The sequence below is a fragment of the Adhaeribacter swui genome, from assembly GCF_014217805.1.
Lineage (GTDB): Bacteria > Bacteroidota > Bacteroidia > Cytophagales > Hymenobacteraceae > Adhaeribacter > Adhaeribacter swui.
Window position 1 is genome coordinate 927,173 of sequence record NZ_CP055156.1, and the last position, 22,645, is coordinate 949,817.

Annotated in this window: 10 protein-coding genes; 8 read left to right on the plus strand and 2 right to left on the minus strand. The window is 46.6% G+C overall.

Going from position 1 to position 22,645, the window contains the following annotated elements:
- Nucleotides 1-31: 31 nt before the first annotated feature.
- Complete coding sequence (locus tag HUW51_RS05030) at nucleotides 32-610, minus strand: RNA polymerase sigma-70 factor (protein WP_185272903.1); 579 nt, start codon at nucleotides 608-610, stop codon at nucleotides 32-34.
- A 605-nt stretch (nucleotides 611-1,215) separates the two neighbouring features.
- Nucleotides 1,216-3,417 carry an outer membrane protein assembly factor BamB family protein gene (locus HUW51_RS05035; RefSeq protein ID WP_185272904.1) on the minus strand — a complete coding sequence of 734 codons (2,202 nt, stop codon included), beginning with the start codon at nucleotides 3,415-3,417 and terminating at the stop codon, nucleotides 1,216-1,218.
- Between the two features lie 347 nt (nucleotides 3,418-3,764).
- Here HUW51_RS05035 and HUW51_RS05040 point away from each other — a divergent pair, with 347 nt between their 5' ends.
- From HUW51_RS05040 to HUW51_RS05075, 8 genes are all read left to right on the plus strand, one after another.
- Complete coding sequence (locus HUW51_RS05040) at nucleotides 3,765-4,838, plus strand: hypothetical protein (RefSeq protein ID WP_185272905.1); 1,074 nt, start codon at nucleotides 3,765-3,767, stop codon at nucleotides 4,836-4,838.
- A 108-nt stretch (nucleotides 4,839-4,946) separates the two neighbouring features.
- Nucleotides 4,947-5,411, plus strand: coding sequence for a hypothetical protein (locus tag HUW51_RS05045; protein WP_185272906.1), 465 nt, complete (start codon nucleotides 4,947-4,949; stop codon nucleotides 5,409-5,411).
- On the plus strand, nucleotides 5,408-5,845 hold the full coding sequence (locus HUW51_RS05050; protein WP_185272907.1) for a DUF6640 family protein: 438 nt from the start codon (nucleotides 5,408-5,410) through the stop codon (nucleotides 5,843-5,845). Before HUW51_RS05045 ends, HUW51_RS05050 begins: the two co-directional genes overlap by 4 nt.
- A gap of 574 nt (nucleotides 5,846-6,419) precedes the next feature.
- Nucleotides 6,420-9,446: a T9SS type A sorting domain-containing protein gene (locus tag HUW51_RS05055; protein WP_185272908.1), complete on the plus strand. Its 3,027-nt coding sequence runs from the start codon at nucleotides 6,420-6,422 to the stop codon at nucleotides 9,444-9,446.
- A 214-nt stretch (nucleotides 9,447-9,660) separates the two neighbouring features.
- Nucleotides 9,661-11,130 carry a hypothetical protein gene (locus tag HUW51_RS05060; protein ID WP_185272909.1) on the plus strand — a complete coding sequence of 490 codons (1,470 nt, stop codon included), beginning with the start codon at nucleotides 9,661-9,663 and terminating at the stop codon, nucleotides 11,128-11,130.
- A gap of 170 nt (nucleotides 11,131-11,300) precedes the next feature.
- Nucleotides 11,301-14,402, plus strand: a complete 3,102-nt coding sequence (locus HUW51_RS05065) for a T9SS type A sorting domain-containing protein (RefSeq protein ID WP_185272910.1) — start codon at nucleotides 11,301-11,303, stop codon at nucleotides 14,400-14,402.
- Nucleotides 14,403-14,665: 263 nt separating this feature from the next.
- On the plus strand, nucleotides 14,666-17,686 hold the full coding sequence (locus HUW51_RS05070) for a T9SS type A sorting domain-containing protein (RefSeq protein ID WP_185272911.1): 3,021 nt from the start codon (nucleotides 14,666-14,668) through the stop codon (nucleotides 17,684-17,686).
- Between the two features lie 156 nt (nucleotides 17,687-17,842).
- Complete coding sequence (locus tag HUW51_RS05075; RefSeq protein ID WP_185272912.1) at nucleotides 17,843-22,519, plus strand: T9SS type A sorting domain-containing protein; 4,677 nt, start codon at nucleotides 17,843-17,845, stop codon at nucleotides 22,517-22,519.
- The last annotated feature ends 126 nt before the right edge of the window (nucleotides 22,520-22,645 follow it).

The window sequence follows — 22,645 nt, forward strand, 5'->3', positions numbered from 1 at the left end:
TTTTTAAAAAATTTGTAAAAAAGAAGCAGGATTAGCAGTAAACGGCGATACAAAGCAGTGGAACCACAAAATCTTTGAGAAAAATTTTAAGATGCTTTAGGGTTTTGGTGATGTGAAACTCCACGGCTTTATCAGTGAGTTGGAGTTCGTGGGCAATTTCTTTGTTAGATAGGTTTTGAAAGCGGCTTTTTTCAAAAACTTCGCACGTTTTAGCAGACAATAAAGCCAGCGCGTTTTTTAAGGCAGTATTTAACTCACTGGTTATAACGCTTTCTTCGGTGTAGTTAGCGGCCGCTATGGAGTGGTCGGCGGCAGACTGGTATTTAGTACGGACTAATTGCGACTGGAAATGATTAATAATGGCGTATTTAACAGCCGTAAAAAGGTAGGCTTCCAGGCTGCTGGTAATAACAATGGTTTTCCGTTTCAGCCAGAGATTTAAAAATATTTCCTGCACCAATTCTTCGGCAACTTCTTTTGTACCGGTTTTGCGGTACGCCACCTGGTACAGTTTTGTCCAGTAGCGATCATATATTACCCGAAACGATTCAGCCGATTCGTTTCGTAAACCATCTAAAAGTTCGTTGTCTTTTAAACTGTTCGGGCTCAATGATCTTGGTTTTGGTATTTGTCAAATATAAATTATAATGGAATCAAAAAAAACAGAGGTTATTTTCAATTATTTCAATTTTTAAAAATTAACAACATAATACCTGGTTTAAAATAAAAATAGAACAACAGTAAGCCATCTGTTAACTAAAACCGATTAAGCAGACTAAAAAAATAGAAATTTTAATTTAGTTAAATACCCCGGTTTTACCGGAATTTACTCCTGTACTTTAGCTGATTGGCCATTAAAATTATATTTTTTTAAATTTTAGACTTTCCCCAAAATAAATTAATTGTACTTAGCATGAGTAAACTGGGCGAAGTACTAAAGTTGTGCTTGGAGTTTGTAAGTTGGTATTTAAAGTTCGTGTAGGCGGTCCAGCAAGTTCTACTTATCCCTTTCCTGGTTGTACTTAGAGTTAGCGCAGCGCTCTAAGTACAACCAGGTGCCGCCAATCTCTGATTGGCGTTTATCCGAACTTTTGAGTTACGCCAATCAGAGATTGGCAGTCCGAAAATACGTAGAGACCGCTAACGCAAACTCTACGCATAACGCCGTTTTACCATTTTTTTCAAACAACTATCTATTTTTCTAACAAACAAAGACTACGGCAAAGCAAAAGCCACGTAATTACCGCCACCTTTTAAGCCCCGGGCGCCGCCCGCCGCAATTACCACGTATTGTTTACCATCTACCATATAGGTAATGGGGGTAGCAAAACCTCCGGCGGGTAATTGGTATTCCCATACTACCTGGCCGGTTTTGCGGTCAAAAGCCCGGATTTTCTCGTCGCGGGTGCCGGCAATAAATACCAGGTTGCCGCCTGTTACTACTGGGCCTCCGTAACTTTCGGTGCCGGTGGTGGGTACGCCTTTTTTGGCCAGTTCCGGGTATTCGCCCAACGGTACGCGCCACAAGTATTCGCCGGTATTTAAATCAATAGCATTTAAGGTGCCCCAAGGTGGTTTAATAGCCGGGTAGCCGTTTTGGTCGGTAAACTTTTTCCAGACTTTGTTTACGTATTGTGGCACGTACGGGAAGCTTTCTTTTTTAGCGGTTTCAGTAGGCCCGGTTTCGCTGTGTTCGCCGGCTACTTTATCGGCGGCAGTTTCCTTGTTTAGTAAATAACGCACGATGGCTTCGCGGTTTTCTTTGGGGATGTGGGTAAAAGCGGGCATGCGGCCCCGGCCACTTTCCAGAATCGCCAGCACTCCGGCGGCGTTGTATTTTTTATCTACATCGGTTAAACTCGGGAAATCAGAACCACTGCCCTTGCGGTCGCGGCCGTGGCAAACCGCGCAATTAGCCAGGTAAAAGCCATTGCCTTTGGTAACCGCAGCCATTTCTTTTTTCCGTTCGTCCTGCGATACCATTTGCAAAATCCAGGGATCGTCGTTGGCGTTCTGGTACAAAATACCGTCCGGACTGATGGAATTACCGCCCCATTCGGCGCCACCGCTGTAACCAAACAAAATGGTACCCTTCTCGGTAGGTGGCGCAAACTTATGATCGGTGCGCATTTCCGCAAAACGTTCTTTTACGTAAGCGTGGGCTTCCGGTGAAATATCAGTAATATCTTCTTCGGTAAATACCTGATGGGCAAACGGAGCCGGTTTTAACGGAAACTTCTGGGTAGGGAAAGGGTGTTCGCCGGGCAAAGCGGGCGAAGTAGGCACCGGCCGTTCTTCCACGGGGAACAAAGAAACGCCCGTGTCGCGGTCGAGTACATATACTAAACCGTCTTTGGTAGCCTGCACCACTACATCTACTTTTTTACCATTGTGTTTTACGGTAGCTAAATTGGGCGGCGACGGATGATCGCGGTCCCATAAATCGTGGTGAATGGTTTGATAGTGCCACACGCGTTGGCCGGTTTCGGCATTAAGCGCCATAATGCAGGTGGCAAACAAGTTTTCGCCTTGGCGGTCGCCGCCGTAAAAGTCCGAAGCCGGGGAGCCGGTACCAAAATAAACGGTGCCCCGTTTTTCGTCTACCACCAACCCACTCCAGTTATTGGTGGCGCCAATGTATTTATAAGCGGTAGGTGGCCAGGTATCATAGCCGTACTCGCCGGGCTGCGGAATGGTATGAAAAACCCACTTTAATTTACCCGTTACCACATCAAAGGCCCGCACGTGCCCCGGGGCCGCATCACCGGACTCGGAAACGCTGGAACCAATAATAAACGTATTTTTATAAACTACGCCCGGCGACGAAGCCGTAACAGAAAGCTCACTCACATCATGGTCCAGGTTGGTTTGCAAACCTTCGTGCAGGTCTACGTAGCCGTTTGCGCCAAAGCTGGTAATTTGTTGGCCGGTTACCGCATTAATGGCATATAGCCGCGAACCTACCGAATACAAAATGCGCTTGTCGTCGCCACTCTCCCAGTAAACTACCCCGCGGCTGGTGTTAAATTTTTGTTCGTCTTTTTCGGGCTCAAAACGCCACAATTGTTCGCCGGTACCGGCGTTTAATGCAAATAATTTTAACTCCGCCGAAGTACCGTATAATACGCCATTTACCACAATCGGCTGGCATTGGATGGCTTTCGGCCGCTGGGGTGTAGTGCTGTTTGGATCAGGCTTTTCGGAGGAATCGTACATCCAGGCCACCTGCAAATTTTTAACATTATCGAGGTTTATCTGGTTTAAGGGCGAGTAGCGGTTGCCGGCTTTATTGCCACCGTACACCGCGTAATCTAAATTTTTAACTTGGGAGAGGTCCGTGCTTTTCTCGCGGTTCGGATTTAAACAACTACCTAAAACCAACAAGCCTACCGCTAGCGGCTTAAATTTGTACTTCATGTACTGGGTTAATTTGTATCGGAATGGAAAAAATTTAAAAATTAAAAATAAGGGTTAATCTATTCGGGAGAAAACGTCCGCTGAAAAAGTATCAGAAATAGATAAAATAGTACCGGAATTGGATGTTAGATATTAGATGTTAGATATCAGATTTTCGGGGGGTTGATAAAAGGGCATCAGTATATGATTCCAACACCCACACACGACGAAATAGGTGAAGTTGATGATATTGGTTATTCGATTTCCGGATTTTAAAATTTTTAAAATTTTGTGTACCAGAGCCAGCTAACTGGTCGTACCTTTAAGGTAGTTGCCTTAAACAAAAACCTACTCTAACTATTTAGCCTATGCCAGCAGACGAAATTGTAACGAAAAAGAAGTTGGTTTATCCTATTTCCAAGCGGCTCCGAAAATACCTGCGAACCTACGACCGCGAAGCGAAATTACCCGTGCGCTACGAAGATTTACTGCACAACAGCGAATCGTTTCCGTATTACGACAAGTCCGGGAAAGACACGCTCTGGGAAACTGTTTTGTACGAGCAAAGCCGCCAGCAGGAACTCAGCGAGGGTCTCACTATGAACTACGCTTTACTTAAAACGGCTGGTGATATTTCGGTAATGGAGCACTTGCGCGTGTCGCGTATTGATTATTGCACCTTTGGCAATACCAACCCGTTCCGGGTACAAATTAAAAATCAGCTAAACGATAACTACGACTATTTTTACGTGAAACGGGCCGATGCCTCGCGGGTTTATGGCCTGGAACTGGAGCATATTTTATCACCAAGTCGCATTAACTACCGCGTAGATGGCGAAACAATCATTGAAGAGCACATTGCCGGTATTCCCGGCGACGTATTTATAAAAGAACACCTGGACCGGCCCAACACCAACAAAGTTCGCATAGCCAAGGAGTTTGTAAAGTTTAACGAACGCTGCTTTATCAGGCTGCTCGGCGACATGCGTTCTTATAATTACGTGATTGATGTAACCCCCGATTTTGAAGACGAACAATACCGCGTGCGCTCCATAGACTTCGACCAGCAATCGTACGAAGGTCGCCGCTCGAAATATTTACCCCAATTTTTTAAAGACAATAACAAAGTGGTAGAACTGGTATTGCAACTCCTCAATCGCCAAACCGTGCAGCAATACCAAAGCGAAGAACGCACCTTGCTGTACCAACGCTTAAAATTAGCCCGTTACCGCCTGAAAGATTTAATTGATGCTATGCGTGCCGATACGCTTTCTACGCCTGAAAAAATAGAGCAACTCAAACAAGAACTGGCGCAGTACCACCAATCCGACGATTTTTTAAAATGCCAGAACATGGGCGACTTAGTCAGGCTCAACATTAAAACCATTCTTACCCGCGAACCCCGCATTGTGGTGAATAAAACCAAACGGAAAACCAGTTAATAACATCAATATTATAAACAGTGGAGCTACCAGTTCGTAATTCCTGATAAACTCAGGTAGAATTATTGCGGTATGTAATATTTAAAATAAAAACGGCAGGTAAGCAACATGAATTGGACCGACTTAAAAGAGAAAATTTACTATCAGGATGGCTCTTATCGTGACATTTATGTTTTGCAAACAAATGTTGCTGACTGGGAAATTTGGATTGACTACGTAAACAAAAATTACCGCCTCGACTGGTTCAATAGGAAAACTGACAAAAGTGAAAATCAAATCGACTTTGGTGTAATTAAAGAATTTTGGAGTGCCAATCATGACCTTTATTCTATTGCGAAAGTATTTATTGACAAAATACAAATCAATGCACATTTCTTTGACAGTACAGAAATGGAGAGTGATATTGATCCCAGCGAATTCAATTCAATAAAAGATCACGATAAATTAATTAAGTATATATCGGACGTATCAAAACTACTTGATAAGGAATTAATATTGACACCAGAAAACGAACCCAAAACAATTCTTTTCAAGGTCAATAAAGACGATATACTCTTCCCGGTAAGTCTATGAAAGAAACCAGAAAACATAATACTGGGTACCGACTATTATTCGGTGCCGCCGCTTTTACTGGGGCAGGTGGCTTCTTGTTCGATTATAATAAAACGCATTTATTTAATCCCCGCTGGACGCCGCACGCCAAGTTTCACGATGCCATGACTATTTTGCTAGGTTCCATGCTGGGAGGCGCCGGCTTATATTTGCTACAAAAGAAAAGCGGCGATCAAAAAACACAGCTAAAATGGGGCACCATGTTGCCCGCCTTTTTCTGGACGGCCCAAGCTGGCAGTTTTGCTTTTCCAGGCGCTAAAGGTTTAGAATCTGAATTTTCCGACAAAGTACCGCAGCTCGGCCCATTGCGGTTAAACGAAGCGCCAATGAGTATTTTTATGCTGTCTGTTCTGGCTTTAGGCTACACATTAGCTAAGAAAAAAGCAAAATTTTAGAATTACGCAACTTCATCGGTAGCGCTCTCAACCAGCTATTTTTATACAGAAACTGTTCCGGATTTCGCTTTGGTGGCTGGTGCTTTTTTACTTCAGCTACCTAAACCAATTTTTAAATTTTTTAAATTCTGAAGTACTCGTTTTCGCCCAAAACAAGCGTGTTCAGGCAATCCAAAGATCAAGGTTTCATTCTGCATTGTTTTGCAATCGGGTTTATCTTACCCGAATAAAGCGCCGGCCGCTACTTGCTTAAAAACCATCTTGTATTATTTCCGTTATTTTACTATATTCTGTCGTTACTTCAACTTCATGCATTTTCCGGATTTATCATGACTTAGCCCGAATTACTTGGTGGCCGCCGCTACTACACTTTTTAAGCTAATACCTGCCGGAAAACAGCATCGTAAGTTTGTCCGGCTAACTTTACGGGTAAGTATTAATCCGGCTTATTCCCGTTTTCCCCGGATAAATAACTATTTTCTTAGTTTTTAGCTTTCTTCTTACCGCAGGCAATGGTTAATTTTGATCTTTTGGTTTACTTCCAGGCAAGAATTTACTTCTAAAAACATTCTCTATGACTTCAACTTTACCCCGACAGCGTACCCCTTTTCGGCTTTTCTTTTTTTTACCGGCAAGTTGGCGCTTGTTCTTGTTTTTATTTTTTTTTAAAATTTTTGCTTTTTCGGTAGTTGCCCAACCTGCTCTGGTAAAAAAATGGGATAAAACTTTAGGCGGCACCGCCGACGATTACCTTAGCGTTACGGTACCTACCCCCGATGGTGGCTATTTACTGGGCGGCACTTCGTATTCTACGAAAAGCGGCGACAAAACCCACGAAAACTACGGCGAAGCCGATTGCCACCATAACACTTGTTACTTTACTTCCGAAGATTACTGGGTAATAAAAATTGATGCCGACGGGCAAAAAGTATGGGATAAAACCTACGGCGGCCGGGGCAGCGATCAGTTAAAAGCCATGGTAGCCTTACCAGAAGGCGGTTACCTGTTGGGCGGCATATCGTACTCCAACACCAGCGGCGACAAAAGCGCCAACAGCAAAGGATACAGTGATTACTGGGTAATTAAAATAGATTTATACGGTAATAAAATCTGGGACCGCACCTATGGCGGCTCCAGCGCCGACGATTTAGTTAGTATTTTACCTACGCCGGATGGCGGCTTTCTGCTGGGTGGCACTTCTTTTTCGGGCATAGAAGGCGATAAAACTGACATGAACCGCGGCGAAAACACCTCGGACTACTGGCTTGTAAAAATAGATAGGAACGGCACCAAGCAATGGGACCAAACCTACGGTGGCAGCAACACCGATTATCTTACTTTTTTAGCAGCTACGCCGGATGATCAAATTTTGGTAGGTGGCTCTTCTAACTCGCGGGTGAGTGCCGACAAAACCGCGCCCAATAAACAAACTGCCCTGGCCAAAGCCGAAAATACCTACAATGGCTGGATTTTAAAAATAGACCAACGCGGCCATAAACAGTGGGATAAAACCTACGGTTTCTCTAACCGCGATAATCACCTGGCGGCCATTTATTACCAACCGGAAACCAAAAAATTTATTATCGGCGGCTCGGCGGCTGGTTTATCGCTTACCGATTACGACTACGATTACCTGGTAGCCGAAATTGATGCCACCGGCAACGAAACCTGGCTTACTACTTACGGCGGAGAAAGTAACGATTTTTTGAGTACCATTGCTCCGGCGCCTAATGGCAATTTTATCATTGGCGGCACTTCCACCTCTAAAATTAGTAAGAACAAAACCGAAAAAAGCCGGGGCTACGAAGATTTCTGGCTCGTGCGCTTAGCGAATACCCAAAAAGTATGGGACAAAACCGTAGGCAGCCATAGTTCCGATAACTTGCGCTCGGTGCTTTTTACAGCCGATGGCGGCTATTTACTGAGCGGAACTTCCATTTCGGGCCGGGGGCCGGATAAAAGCGAAAGTAGCCGGGGTGGCCGGGATTTTTGGGTTGCTAAATGGCAAGATGCGGCTCCGCCTGCTCAAGAAATTGCCACCTTCCGGTACGGCAACTCTAAAAACGATAATTTCACCCAAATAATTAAGACCGGCGACAACGGATACCTGCTCGGTGGCTATTCCGAACCGGCTAACTCCAATGAGCCAACAATTCCGGGTCGCGGCGGCCTGGACTACTGGGTAGTAAAAACCGATGCCTCGGGTAAAGAAGAATGGCGTAAGCGCTTTGGCGGCCCTGAAAATGATTACCTCAACAGCATCATGCAAACCCCGGATGGGGGTTATTTGCTGGGTGGCAGTTCCGAATCGGGGGTCGGCGGCGATAAATCGGGCGTTAGCCGGGGGGACCGGGATTTTTGGGTAATAAAAATTAGTCGAAACGGTACTAAAGAATGGGACCGTACCTTTGGCGGCAGCGGCTTCGAAGATTTGCGGCAGATCCGGCAATTTGCGTCGGGCAACTATGTATTGGGTGGCTATAGCATTTCGTCGGCCGGCGACGATAAAAGCGAAGACAGCCGAGGCGGTTACGACTATTGGGTTGTAATCCTGAATCCGCGGGGCAATAAAATTGCGGACTACAGTTTCGGCGGAAATGCTCACGATTACCTGCAGGATGTACTGGTAAACCCCGACGGCAGTTTACTCCTGGGAGGCACGTCGGTGAGCGGATTAAGCGGCGATAAAAGCCAACTGAGCCAGGGCGGCGCCGATTACTGGATTGTTAAAGTAAGTCCGGATGGGCAGCGGCTTTGGGATAAGTGTTACGGCAGCTCCGAGCAAGACCACTTATCTGCCCTGGCGGCTATGGGCGATACTTACATACTGGCGGGTTACAGCAACTCGCCGGTTAAAGGCAACAAAACGCAAAACAGCCAAGGTGGCAACGATTTTTGGGTAATAAAAATTAACAATCAAGGCCAGCAATTATGGGATAAAACCTACGGTGGTAACGGCCCCGATGAATTACGGTCGATAGCCGTAACTACTACCGGCAGTTTACTTTTGGGCGGCACCTCAGCCTCGGAAACAGGCGGCGACAAAAGCGAGAACAGCCAGGGAAGCACCGATTATTGGCTGATTAAAACCAACAGCGCCGGCGCCAAACAATGGGACAAACGCTTTGGCGGCAGCGGCCCAGACGAACTGCGTACCATCGTACAAGCCAACGACGATAGCTACCTGCTCGCAGGCCGCTCCAATTCCGAAATCAGCGGCGACCAAACCCAGCCTTCCCTGGGCCTTACGGATTACTGGCTCGTAAAAGTACCCGAATCGGTTATTACCTCGCCCCGCTACTTCATTAAACCAAATTCTGCCACTTTAAGCACTAACGAGGTTAAGTTACTCCAGGCTTTTCCCAACCCCTTTCAGGACAAAGTAACCATCCGTTTTAGCTTACCCATAACCCAAACCGCAACCCTGCGGGTACTCGACAGCCAGGGAAATGAAGTTACCAGCTTATACCAAGCAGAAGCCCAAGCCAACCGACCTTACCAACTAGAGTGGCAAGCGGATAAACAGGAAGCCGGTTTGTATTTCTTGCAACTGCAAACGTCAACTGGCCAAAGTACCCACAAAATACTCCTGCAAAAGTAAATTTTTTAAATTTTTCTGTTTCTACAAATACAAAGCCGATCCAAGCATCTTGGGTCGGCTTTGTATTTGTAGATCATCTGAATATTTAACAATAAAATAGCAGAATACAGAAATAAATACCAAAGTTTAGGTATTGCACCCTGCCATCAAACCCTTTACCTTTAACTGCTTTTCACCTAAGTAAGATCCAGCTAAATTAAATTACTTTAATGCTATGAAAAAAAAACCAACCCATTTACCCTGGCGTTTAGGGCTTGAAGTAAGAAAGAGCGGCGCCTTACACCTTTGCGCTCTACTGATTATTATTTTAAATTTTATGCCATTAGCCCACGCCCAAAATGTAATATGGGACAAAACCCTGGGTGGGAATCGCTCCGATAAATTAAATTCTTTTCAGTTAACCCGCGATGGGGGGTACATTCTGGCAGGTACTTCCAACTCCGATCAATCTGGCGATAAATCTCAAGGAACTAAAGGCGGTAAAGATGTTCATGATGTTCCACTGGATGATTATTGGGTAATAAAGCTTAATAAAGATGGCAGCAAAGCCTGGGATAAAACTTTCGGCGGAACCGGTTCCGAAATTTCGACTGCCGTACAGCAGACCACTGATGGGGGCTATATCCTTGGCGGCTGGTCAAATTCAGGCAAATCCGGAGATAAAAGCGAAGATCCCAGAGGCATAAAAGAGTCTGATTTATATCCTTATGATTATTGGGTTATAAAGCTAAGCGAGGATGGCAGTAAAGCTTGGGATAAAACTTTTGGCGGAACCGATTCCGAGTATTTAACTTCTATCCAGCAAACCAGTGATGGAGGCTACATTCTCGGTGGCAGTTCCGCATCGGGTATAAGTGGCGACAAATCGCAAGCCAATAGAAGCAATACAAGAGGCAGCACTGATTATTGGGTTATAAAGCTAAACGCCGATGGTAGTAAAGCTTGGGATAAGACCATTGGTGGCTCCGACAACGATAATTTAGCATCTGTACAACAAACTTCCGATGGCGGTTATATCTTAAGTGGGAGTTCTAGCTCTAGCAAAAGTGGTGAAAAATCAGAGAATAACCGAGAAGATTACAATGGGTTTTCACATACTAATGATTATTGGGTAGTAAAACTAAATGCTAATGGCAACAAAGTTTGGGACAAAACTTTTGGCGGAGATGCAAACGATAGGTTAAACAGTATCCAGCAAACCCAAGATGGCGGTTACATTCTAGGTGGCTTTTCTCAATCTGGTAAAAGCGGGGATAAAACAGATACCAAACGCGACAACTCCTATACTTACTCTGATTATTGGGTAGTTAAAATTGACAAGAATGGTACTAAAAAATGGGATACTACGGTTGGCGGAAATTTCGGAGACGATTTACAAGCACTATTACAAACCCCTACCGGAGAGTTTATTTTGGCAGGCAATTCTGCTTCTAATATTAGTGGTGAGAAATCGGAAAATAATCACGGCGATGAATATACCAAGGATTATTGGATAGTAAAACTGAGCTCAACCGGTAAATACATTTACGATAAATCCTTTGGAGGGAACGGAGATGAAACACTTACCAGTTTGCAACAAACTTCGGAAGGAGTTTTGGTGCTGGGGGGGTTTCTGAATCAGATAAAAACGGGGATAAATCGGAAATTAATAAAGGTCGTAGATTTACCAGTGACTTTTGGATAGTAAAGGTTGAGGATAATATAATAAAAAATCAAACCATTACTTTCGAGCCCATCTATAACCAGGTAGTAGGCAGCCCGGCTATTTCGCTGCAGGCCAAAGCCAGCTCCGGCTTACCCATTACCTACGAAGTACTGTCGGGCCCAGCCACGGTTAAAGATAACCAACTAACCGTGTTTGCCGCTGGTCCGGTTCGTATAGCGGCTTACCAGAAAGGCAATGCAACGTATAAACCCGCCGAACAAACCCAAAGCTTTCTGGTTACCCTGTCGGGCAAACAAAACGACTGGGCTTTTGGCGGCAATCAGGCCGATACTTTAGCTACCATGATCCCTACCCCCGACGGCGGTTACTTACTGGGCGGCACGTCGCGCTCCGGTAAATCCGGTGATAAAAGCCAGGCTAGCCAAGGCAGTTCCGATTACTGGATTTCTAAAATCAGCAAAACCGGCCAGAAACAATGGGATAAAACGTTTGGCGGCAGCCAGACCGATCAACTCTCGGCGCTGGTAGCCACTCCCGATGGCGGCTACTTACTCGGGGGTACTTCTACTTCCGGCAAAACCGGCGACAAAAGCCAGGCCAGTAAAGGCAGCTCCGATTATTGGCTGGTAAAAATTGACGGAGCAGGCAATAAGCTCTGGGATAAAACTTACGGTGGCAGCGGCAAAGACGAGTTAGCGGCTATACTGGTAACGAAACAGGGCTATTTACTCGGCGGCAGTTCCGCTTCGGGTACTTCATCCGACAAGAGCCAAAGCAGTAAAGGTAAAACCGATTACTGGATAATAGAAATTGATGCGACCGGTAACAAACTCTGGGATAAAACCTACGGGGGCAGCCAGGACGATCAACTAGCTGCATTGCTGGCCAGCCCCGAAGGTGGTTTTCTGGTGGGCGGCAGTTCGGCATCAGGTACCTCCGGCGATAAAAGCCAATCTGCCCGGGCTAATGTCGATTACTGGGTAATCCGGATAGATGAACAAGGCACCAAGCTCTGGGACAAAACCTACGGCGGTAAAAAAGGCATCCGCTTTAACGATGCCTGGAATTATGAAGCGGGCTATTCTTACCTCAGCACACTTACGGCGACTCCCGATGGTGGCTACCTGGTGGCGGGTTCTTCCAGCGCTTCCAAAGGCTTCGAGAAATCCGAAGACACCCACGATCATTTTTATGAAGTGGCCGATTACTGGATTTTAAAAATAAACAAGCAGGGCGAAAAAATTTGGGACAATGCTTACGGCAGTGTTACCACCTTTGCCGAAATAGATTTTGGCCGCGAGATTGGCAGTTCGCAACTAAGTGCGGTAGTACCCTTACCCGAAGGCGGCTATCTACTGGCGGGTACTTCAGAGGCATACCGCGGTCGGGATAAAAGTGAAGAGAACCGCCGGAATACGTTAAAAATTAGTCCCGAATACCCGAACACTACCGAACAGCAATATGCGCTTTGGAACGACTACTGGATTATCAAAATAGACGAACAGGGTAAAAAGCTGGAAGACCGTACGCTGGGCTCTGCTCAGAACAATACATTAGTAGCCGCCGCCAGAACCCCGGAAGGCAACTTTATGCTGGCCGGCTATTCCGAATCTGGCACTAACAATGATAAAAGCTCAGCTAGTAAGGGTGCTACCGATTACTGGCTCGTGCAAGTAGCTGGCCGTAAAGTACCAGAACCTACTACCGCCGCTTGGGATATGCTATTTGGCGACGAGAAAAACGATAACTTTACCAGTGTAATTAAAACCACTGACGGTGGTTACTTAGCCGCTGGCTACTCTAAATCTACTTACGTTAGAGACGGAGAGACATTTTTTCAAGGAAAGTTTAACTACTGGATTGTAAAAACAGACAAAAGAGGGCACAAATTGTGGGACAAAACTTACGGAGGGCAGGCCGATGATTACCTGAACAGCGTTATCCAAACCCAGGACGGTGGCTACCTGCTGGGTGGTTCTTCTTTGTCGGGTAAAAGTGGCAATAAATCGCAGGATAGCCGCGGCGACCGCGATTATTGGATCATCAAAGTAGATGCCCAAGGCAATAAACAATGGGACAAAACCTACGGCGGCAGCAAATACGACGAACTTAAAAAAGTAGTACAGTTAGCTTCGGGCGAGTACGTGTTGGGCGGCTACAGCAACTCCCCTACCAGCGGCGACAAAACCCAGGGCAGCCAAGGCAACACAGATTATTGGGTCGTAAAAATTTCAAAAAACGGCACCAAACTCTGGGATAAGCGCTACGGGGGTACTAACCACGATAAACTGGGTAGCTTTACCGAAACCAGCGATGGCGGGTTTTTACTGGTAGGGGGTTCCCTGTCGGGCAAAAGCGGTGATAAAAGCCAGGCTAATCCAACTAACCTTGGGGGAAATACCGACTATTGGGTGGTAAAAACCGATCAGCACGGCAACCTGCTCTGGGACAAAACTTATGGTAGCTACGAAAACGATGATGCATACTCCGTAGCCCGCAGTGGCAACGATTTTTACATTTCGGGTACGAGTTATTCTGATAAAGGTGGAAGCAAAAGCCAAAATAGCCGGGGCGGTAAAGATTACTGGGCAATTAAGATAGATGCCCAAGGCAATCAACTCTGGGATAAAACCTTTGGGGGCAGCCAAAATGATGAGTTAAGCGCCAGTTCCGCCAGTAACGATGGCGGATTAGTTTTAGCTGGTTCTTCTTATTCCGGCAACAGTGGCGACAAAAGCCAGGACAGCCGGGGCAGTAGCGACTACTGGATAGTAAAAGTAGATGCTGCCGGCAAGCAGGTGTACGATAAACGCTTTGGTGGCAATGGTACTGATGAACTGCGCGCTGTACTGCATACCAATGATGGCGGCTTACTGCTGGGCGGTACCTCCGACTCAAACAGCAGTGGCGAACATAGCCAAAGCAGGTATGGTGGCACCGATTACTGGCTCGTGAAAGTAGCCCCGGAAACGTTACCGATGGTAGCAACTACCCAGGGAAATTCAGCTATTGCTGCAGAAGGTAAGCATTTAACTTCATTACTGGCTTACCCCAACCCATTCAGCGATAAACTAACCATACGATTTACTTTACCCGAAACCCAATCGGTTACCCTGCGGGTACTCGATAGCCAAGGCAAAGCAGTAACTACTTTGTTCCAACAAGAAGCCCAAGCCCAGCAGCCGTACGAGGTAGAGTGGCAAGCCAGTAAGCAAGAAGCCGGTTTTTATTTGCTGCAACTAGTAACATCTACGGAACAAAAGACTATAAAATTACTCTTGAGAAAGTAGTTTTTTAAAATTTTCATTTCTCGAAATTGCCCGGAGCAGCCAGCACTTTCTAAGATAAATTCAAAATTCATTAGAAGGCAATGGCTGTTCTTGGTAAATTAAAATGTTAAATATTTTAACTAAATCCATAAAAACAGGTATTATCTTAAGACGAATAGCGCACTAATTTAAAGAGATGTTTTTCTATCATCTGGGTATACCGCATTTAAAATCAATTTAATCGTTTAAAACTGCCCTATAACTCAATTTAAGCCTTTTACTTAATGAAAAATTTTTCTACTCTCATTAAAAAAATACCATCTACCAATTATCGGTGGTGCGCCTCAACGGCAGTTTTAATTTTTGGCCTTAGTTTAGTGGGTCCGGCAGTAGCCCAAAATATTCAACTAGACAAAACTATTGGCAGCTATTCTACTGACCAGTTAGCCTCTGCGCAGCAAACGCCCGATGGAGGCTATATTCTGGGGGGCACTACTGAATTTGGCAAAGGGGGCGACAAAACCGAAGAAGGCGAAAACGATTCGCGTTTTGCTACCGATTACTGGATTGTAAAGTTAAAGGCCAATGGTACCAAAGAATGGGACAAAGTTTATAGCGGCAATGCCGAAGACGCTGTAAAAAAAGTGCTTCCTACTCCCGATGGCGGTTATATGGTGTTTGGCAATTCTAATTCAGGCATTAGCCGCGATAAATCCGGGCCCAGCAAAGGCGGCCAGGATTTTTGGATCATAAAACTGCGTGCTGATGGCTCAAAAGCCTGGGATAAAACCATTGGCGGCAAATATTTTGATAAATTAGAAGCCGTAGCAACTACCCAGGATGGCGGCTATATTTTAGGCGCAACTTCTGTTTCGGGAATTGGGAAAGATAAAACCGAAACCCGCCGCGGCCGGGATGACTACTGGATAGTAAAGCTAAGCGCCGATGGCACTAAAGAATGGGACAAAACCATTGGCGGCCCCGGCGACGACCGGCTAAGCACCATCCAGCAAACCACCGATGGGGGTTATATGGTAGGCGGCACTTCCAGTTCCAGGATTGGCAATGATAAAACGTCGGCCAGCCACGGCAAAGATGATTATTGGGTAGTAAAGCTAGATGCAACAGGCGCTAAAGTCTGGGATAAATCTTTTGGGGGCTCCGATAATGATTATTTAGCCGCGTTGCAGCAAACCCCCGATGGTAGTTTTATACTGGGGGGCAGTTCCAGATCCAATATTAGCGGCAATAAAAGCGAAAAAAACAAATCCGCGCTAAGCGAAAATTACTGGTTCCCGATTTCTGACTATTGGGTGGTAAAAATTGATGCAACGGGTAAAATAATCTGGGACAAAACCATTGGCGGGAATAATAAAGATCAATTAAAAGCTTTGCAGGTAACGCCAGATCAAAACATTCTTCTGGGAGGCACTTCTGATTCGCAGTTTGGGGAAGACAAATCAGAAGATCCCAAAGGAAAATTTATCTCCAGTGATTTTACCGTTGATGATTACTGGATTGTAAAACTACGCCCCGATGGAAGCAAAATGTGGGACGTAACCATTGGCGGCAATTCAGAAGATGATCTGATTTCGATGGAGCCGGCCCTGGATGGAAGCTATATTCTGGGCGGTAATTCGTACTCCAGTATCAGCGATGATAAAACGGAGGTCAGAAGAGGCGGTCAGGATTACTGGATCGTGAAGATGGAAAATAAAAATTTAGATAGTGCCGCCTGGAATATGGCTTACGGGGGCTTAGGTAGCGATGCCTTTACTACGGCTATCCAAACCCGCGACAGCGGCTATCTGTCTGGTGGCTATTCTACCTCCGACAGCAGCTATTATAAATCCCAAAACAGCCGGGGCCAAAACGATTTCTGGATTGTGAAGAGCAACCAATATGGCCAAAAAATCTGGGATAAGCGGTATGGCGGCAGCGATAATGATTACCTCAGCCGCGTTATTCAAACCCAGGATGGCGGCTACTTACTGGGCGGAAGTTCCTTCTCTGGCAAGGGCGGCGATAAAACCCAGTCCAGCCAGGGTGATCGCGATTATTGGGTGATAAAAGTAGATGCGCAAGGCAATAAACAATGGGATAAACGCTTTGGCGGCACCGGCGACGACGAACTGGTAAAAGTAGTCCAATTAGCCTCGGGAGATTACGTATTAGGCGGCCACAGCAACTCCCCCACCAGTGGGGATAAAACCCAGGGGAGCCAAGGCAAAACCGACTACTGGTTAATTAAAATTTCAAAAAACGGCATTAAGCTCTGGGACAAACGCTATGGAGGCACGGCTATAGAAAATTTAGGCAGTTTTACCGAAACGGCCAACGGTGGGTTTTTACTGGCGGGCACCTCGCTATCGGGCCAGGGCCACGACAAAAGTGCTAGTAGCCGGGGTGGCAGCGATTACTGGGTAGTACAAACCGACCAGGCTGGCAACCTACTCTGGGATAAAACCTACGGGGGAAGCGGGAACGACAAAGCTTACTCCGTAGGCCGAAGTGGTAATTCTTTCTTTCTGGCCGGCACCAGTAATTCCGGGGCAAACGGTGATAAAACCCAAAGTAGCCGGGGCGGCAAAGATTTTTGGCTGATTAAAATAAGTAGCACTGGCGATAAACTCTGGGACAAACGCTACGGGGGCACGGCCAACGACGAACTCAGTGCCAGTTCTATCACCACCGATGGCGGTATTGCTTTAGCGGGCAAGTCTAATTCCGGGGCAGGCGCCGATAAAACGCAGAGCAACCAGGGCCGTAGCGATTACTGGCTGGTGCAAGTAGATGCCAATGGTAACCTACAGTGGGATCAGCGTTTTGGTGGCAGCCGCTCGGATGAGCTGCGCGTGGTTACCCAAACCCAGGATGGCGGTTTTCTGTTAGGGGGCCAGTCCGATTCGGGCAGGAGCGGCGACAAAAATCAATCCCTGATCGGATTTTTGGGCACCGATTACTGGCTGGTTAAAGTTGCGCCCCGTACCGCCGCCGCTTCGCAAAACACCCCGGAAACTACCGTGGAACAGGCAACCGTTGTAATTAAAAATTTTACTGCTTATCCCAATCCTTTCCGCGACCGGGTAACGGTAAGTTTTACTTTACCCCAAACCCAAGCCATAACGGTGCGTGTACTTGATAGCCAAGGCCACCCGGTAGCCACTCTGTTTCAAGAGCAAGCCCAAGCCCACCAAAAGTATGAAGTACAATGGCAAGCCGGTAACCAGAAAGCGGGCATGTATTTGCTGCAACTGCAAACCCCTGCCCAGCAAAATACGCTGAAATTACTTCTACAGAAATAATTTCTTAATTTTTAATGCACCGAACCAATGTTTCGGGTGCGCGACATGCTGTAATAAAACTACGTTAAATAACTTAAAAACAATCTGATACCCAATACTATTTCACTCAAAATAGTTGCTATTATCTTATCTAATTCATTCAAATTCTCTTTACCTATGAAAAAACATCTATCCCGGTTTTATGCGCTAGCTGCCAGGGGCCATTTTTTTAAAAATTGGCATTACTCCGGCCTGCTTTTGCTGGCAATTATTTTATTTCCGCAACGCTCCTGGGCGCAAAAAGTACTCTGGGACAAAACCATTGGTAGCAAACAATCCGAAAGCTTAGCTTCTTTACAACCAACCCGCGATGGCGGCTACATAGCCGGGGGAACCTTCTACCCCATTAGCTCCGGCGGCAAAAACCAAGACAGCCGGGGTAAAGGCGGATCCGATTACTGGGTAGTAAAGCTAAAAGCCGATGGCACCGTCGCCTGGGATAAACTCTTCGGAGGAAAGGATGGCGAAGGCTTAGCTTTTGCACAGCAAACCCAGGATGGCGGTTATATTTTAGGCGGCACTTCAGATTCCGGAATAAGTGGCGATAAAACCGGCGAACGCCGCGATACAAGTAACTATTTTGCCTATAAAGGCGATTACTGGATAGTAAAACTAAATGCCGACGGGGAAAAAGAATGGGATAAAACCATTGGTGGGCTTTTTATTGATCAGTTAGCCTCCATTAAGCAAACCCAGGATGGCGGCTATATTCTGGGCGGCACCTCCGTATCTGGGGTGGGGGGCGATAAAACCCAACCCGCTAAAAGATTAGGCGGCGATGATTACTGGATAGTAAAACTGAATGCTGATGGAGAAAAAGAATGGGATAAAACCATTGGCGGCCAGGATCAGGATCGCTTGGATTTGGTGCAACAAACCCGCGACGGCAATTACCTGGTAAGTGGCTATTCCAGTTCCGACAAAGGCTTCGATAAATCAGCTCCCAATAAAGGGGGTACGGATTTATGGCTGGTAATGCTCGACGGGAAAGGCAATAAAATATGGGATAAAACCTACGGGGGCAATTCCGATGAGGGGGGCTTATTCGGAAAAAGTGTGCTACTGCCCACCCAAGATGGCGGCTACCTGCTCGGCAGCACCTCTACTTCAAACGTATCCGGCGACAAATCTCAACCTAGCCGGGGTTGGGCAGATTATTGGGTAGTAAAGTTAACAGCTAATGGTACCAAAGTCTGGGACACAACGGTAGGCGGCCACGAAACCGACGATTTAACTGCCATTCAGCAAAACCCGGATGGCAGCTATATTCTGGGCGGGGTTTCAGAATCCAATATCAGCAGCGAAAAATCCGAAGCGAGTAAGGGAAGTTACGATTATTGGGTGGTGAAATTAAACGCCAATGGCAAATTTGTAGCCGATAAAACGATTGGCAGCAAGGCTTCAGATTTTCTTTACGCTTTAACCAATACTCCGGATAATAACTTTATCCTAGGGGGCACATCCAGTGGTGACAAAAGCGGCGATAAAACCCAGAACAGTAAAGGCGAATCTGATTTATGGTTAGTTAAGCTGCAAAACCATTTCTTGTTAAACCAAACCCTGGTTTTTGACCCTGTTCTAAACCAGGAAGTTGGTTCGCCCCCGGTTGCTTTACAGGCCAAAGCCAGCTCGGGCCTGCCTATTCGTTACCAGGTAATTGCCGGCCCGGCCACTATTGCCGGAAACAAACTTACAGTTACCGGTCCTGGCAACATAAAGTTAAAAGCGATACAATCCGGTAATGAGCAATATAAAGCTGTGGAGGCTTTTCAAAACCTGGTGGCAACGCTCACCGGCAAGCAAATGCAAATGGCTTTTGGCAGTACAAAAGCAGATACCCTTACCGCTATGCTGGCCACTCCGGATGGCGGGTATTTACTGGCCGGTACTTCCGGCACCAATAATTCGGCCAGCGGCGACAAAAGCCAGGGAGGCGAAGGCAGCACCGATTACTGGGTAGTAAAAATGGCCGCCGATGGCACGAAACTCTGGGATAAAACTTACGGGGGTACTGCCGCTGAAAAGCTTACCGCCCTGGTAGCTACCCCTGACGGGGGTTACTTGCTGGGCGGCTCTTCTAATTCTCCGGTATCGGGCAATAAAACCCAGCCTGGTAAAGGCCAAGCAGATTACTGGCTGGTTAAGATTAATGCCGACGGCAATTATATCTGGGATAAGTCTCTTGGTGGTAAACAGGATGATAAATTAACCACTATACTGGTTACTCCGGGAGGTTATCTGCTGGGAGGCAGTTCAGCCTCGGAACCATCCGGCGATAAAAGCGCCGCTAACAAGGGATATGCCGATTATTGGGTAGTAAAAATAAACCAGGAAGGCAGTAAAATCTGGGACCGGACTTACGGAGGCAACAACCAGGATGATCTGGCGGCGCTGCTGGCCTTGCCGGAAGGCGGCTATTTGGTAGGAGGCACCTCGGCTTCGGAAGTTTCCGGCGATAAAACGCAGGCAACCCGGGGCTTTGCTGATTACTGGGTGTTGCGCATCAACGAACAGGGAACTAAAATATGGGACAACACCTACGGGGGGATTATTGGCTACGGCACCGAAGATATTGGTAATTTTGAAACAGGCTTTTCTATCCTGAGTTCCCTGGTAGCCACCCCGGATGGCGGTTACTTATTGGGCGGCTCATCCAGCGCTTTTGCCGGGGCCGAAAAAACCGATGACAGTCCGGTGGGCTTCGACCCCATTACCGATTATTGGGTAGTAAAGATTGATAAATCCGGTAAAAAGCTTTGGGACGAATCGTACGGAGCTTTAAGTAAATCCTATGGTTCATTTGATCAAACGGGAAACGCGCAATTAAATAAAATTATTCCGTTGCCCGAGGGCGGTTACCTGTTGGCCGGTACTTCTAACGGCGACCGGGGCCGCGATAAAACTGATGATAACCGGAGCGATATTCCGGTGGGCGGTTCGGAGTATTCCGATGAATTTGGCGATCGTATCCCCAATACTGTTTGGAACGACTACTGGATTGTAAAAATTGACGAGAAAGGAAAGAAGCTGGAAGACCGTACGCTGGGCGGGCAGCGCAACGATGTGCTTGCAGATGTACTCCTCACCCATCAGGGAAATTTACTTTTAGGCGGCACTTCTTTTTCAGGGGTGGGTGCAGATAAAAGCAGTCCGCTCCGCGGCGCAGCGGATTACTGGCTGGTACAGGTCAGCTTTCAAAAACCAACCTCTGCTAACTGGGATATGAGTTACGAAACCCAGAATAATGAAGAACTTTTTGATGTCATTAAAACCCGGGACGGAGGCTATTTAAGCGGCGGATTATCGGGCTACCGGCGGGCTAATAATACTGGTGGTGGTTACTATATTGTTAAAAGTGATAAAAACGGCAATTTGCTTTGGAGTAAATCTTACTACGGCACCAGCGGCGATTACTTAAGCCGGGTAATTCAAACCCACGATGGCGGGTATTTACTGGCTGGCACGTCGTACTCGGGCCGCGGAAACGATAAGAGCCAATACAGCCGCGGAGAGAGTGATTACTGGATTTTAAAAGTGGACGCGGCAGGCAATAAACAATGGGATAAACGGTTTGGCGGTACCGGCGCTGACGACTTGCGCAAAGTGATTCAGTTAACTACCGGGGAATATGTATTAGCGGGCCACAGCAATTCGCCGGCCGGCGGCGATAAAAGTCAGGGAACCCAGGGCGGTTCCGATTTATGGTTAATTAAAATTTCCGGCACGGGTATTAAAATCTGGGATAAACGGTATGGCGGCACCCAGGACGAAACCCTGGGCAGTTTTACCAGTACCAACGATGGCGGTTTCTTGCTGGGCGGTTCTTCTGTTTCGGGACTAAGCGGCGACAAAACCGAAAAGAACCAGGGAAAAAGCGATTACTGGGTAGTTAAAGTAGATCGCAATGGCAAATTACTCTGGGATAAAACCTTTGGCGGCAGTGGCGAGGATCAGGCTTATTCGGTAGGCCGAAGTAATCAAAACAACCTGTTTATTGCTGGCCACAGCGACTCTCCGATAAGCGGCAGCAAAAGCCAGAAAAGCCAGGGAGGCTCCGATTACTGGTTAATCAAACTCGATGGCAGCGGCAATAAACTCTGGGACAAAACTTTTGGCGGTAGCCAAAATGATGACCTGCGAGCCAGCACGTACACCCTGGATGGCGGTTACTTATTAGGCGGCACATCCACTTCCGCTGCCGGCGGCGATAAAACGCAACCCAGCCAGGGAGGCCGCGATTACTGGGCCGTTAAACTAGATGCCGCCGGCAACAAGCAATGGGACCAAAGATTTGGCGGCGACCAGGACGAAGATTTACGAACAGTATTTCAAACCCCGGATGGCGGTTATATGCTGGGAGGCAGTTCTAAATCCGACATAAGCGGCAATCGCAGCCAGCCTAATCTGGGATTATCTATCCGAAATGGCAATACCAGTGATTTTTGGCTGGTAAAATTAGCTCCCGTAAATACTGCTACCAGCCTAATAACCCCGGCTATAAACCCTTTAACGGAACTAACCACAACAGAAGAACTAGCCACTTTAACCGGATTCCCCAACCCGTTCCAGGATAAAGTAACCATCACCTTTACTTTACCCGAAACGCAAACCGCTACCCTGCGCATACTTGACAGCCAGGGTAGCGAGATTAAAACTTTGTTCCGGCAAAAAGCGCAGGCAAACCAAACCTACCAACTGGAATGGCAAGCGGGCAAACAGGAAGCCGGTTTGTACTTCGTGCAACTGCAAACCCCGGCTGGGCAAACTACAAAAAAAATACTGCTGCAAAAGTAAATTTTTAAAAATCACAAAGCCAGATAGCTAATAAATAAGCTATCCGGCTTATTTGTTTAGCACATTTTACTAAGCTGTAAATTTCTAAATCTATACCAGCTACTTATAACTAATATCAGCATAATT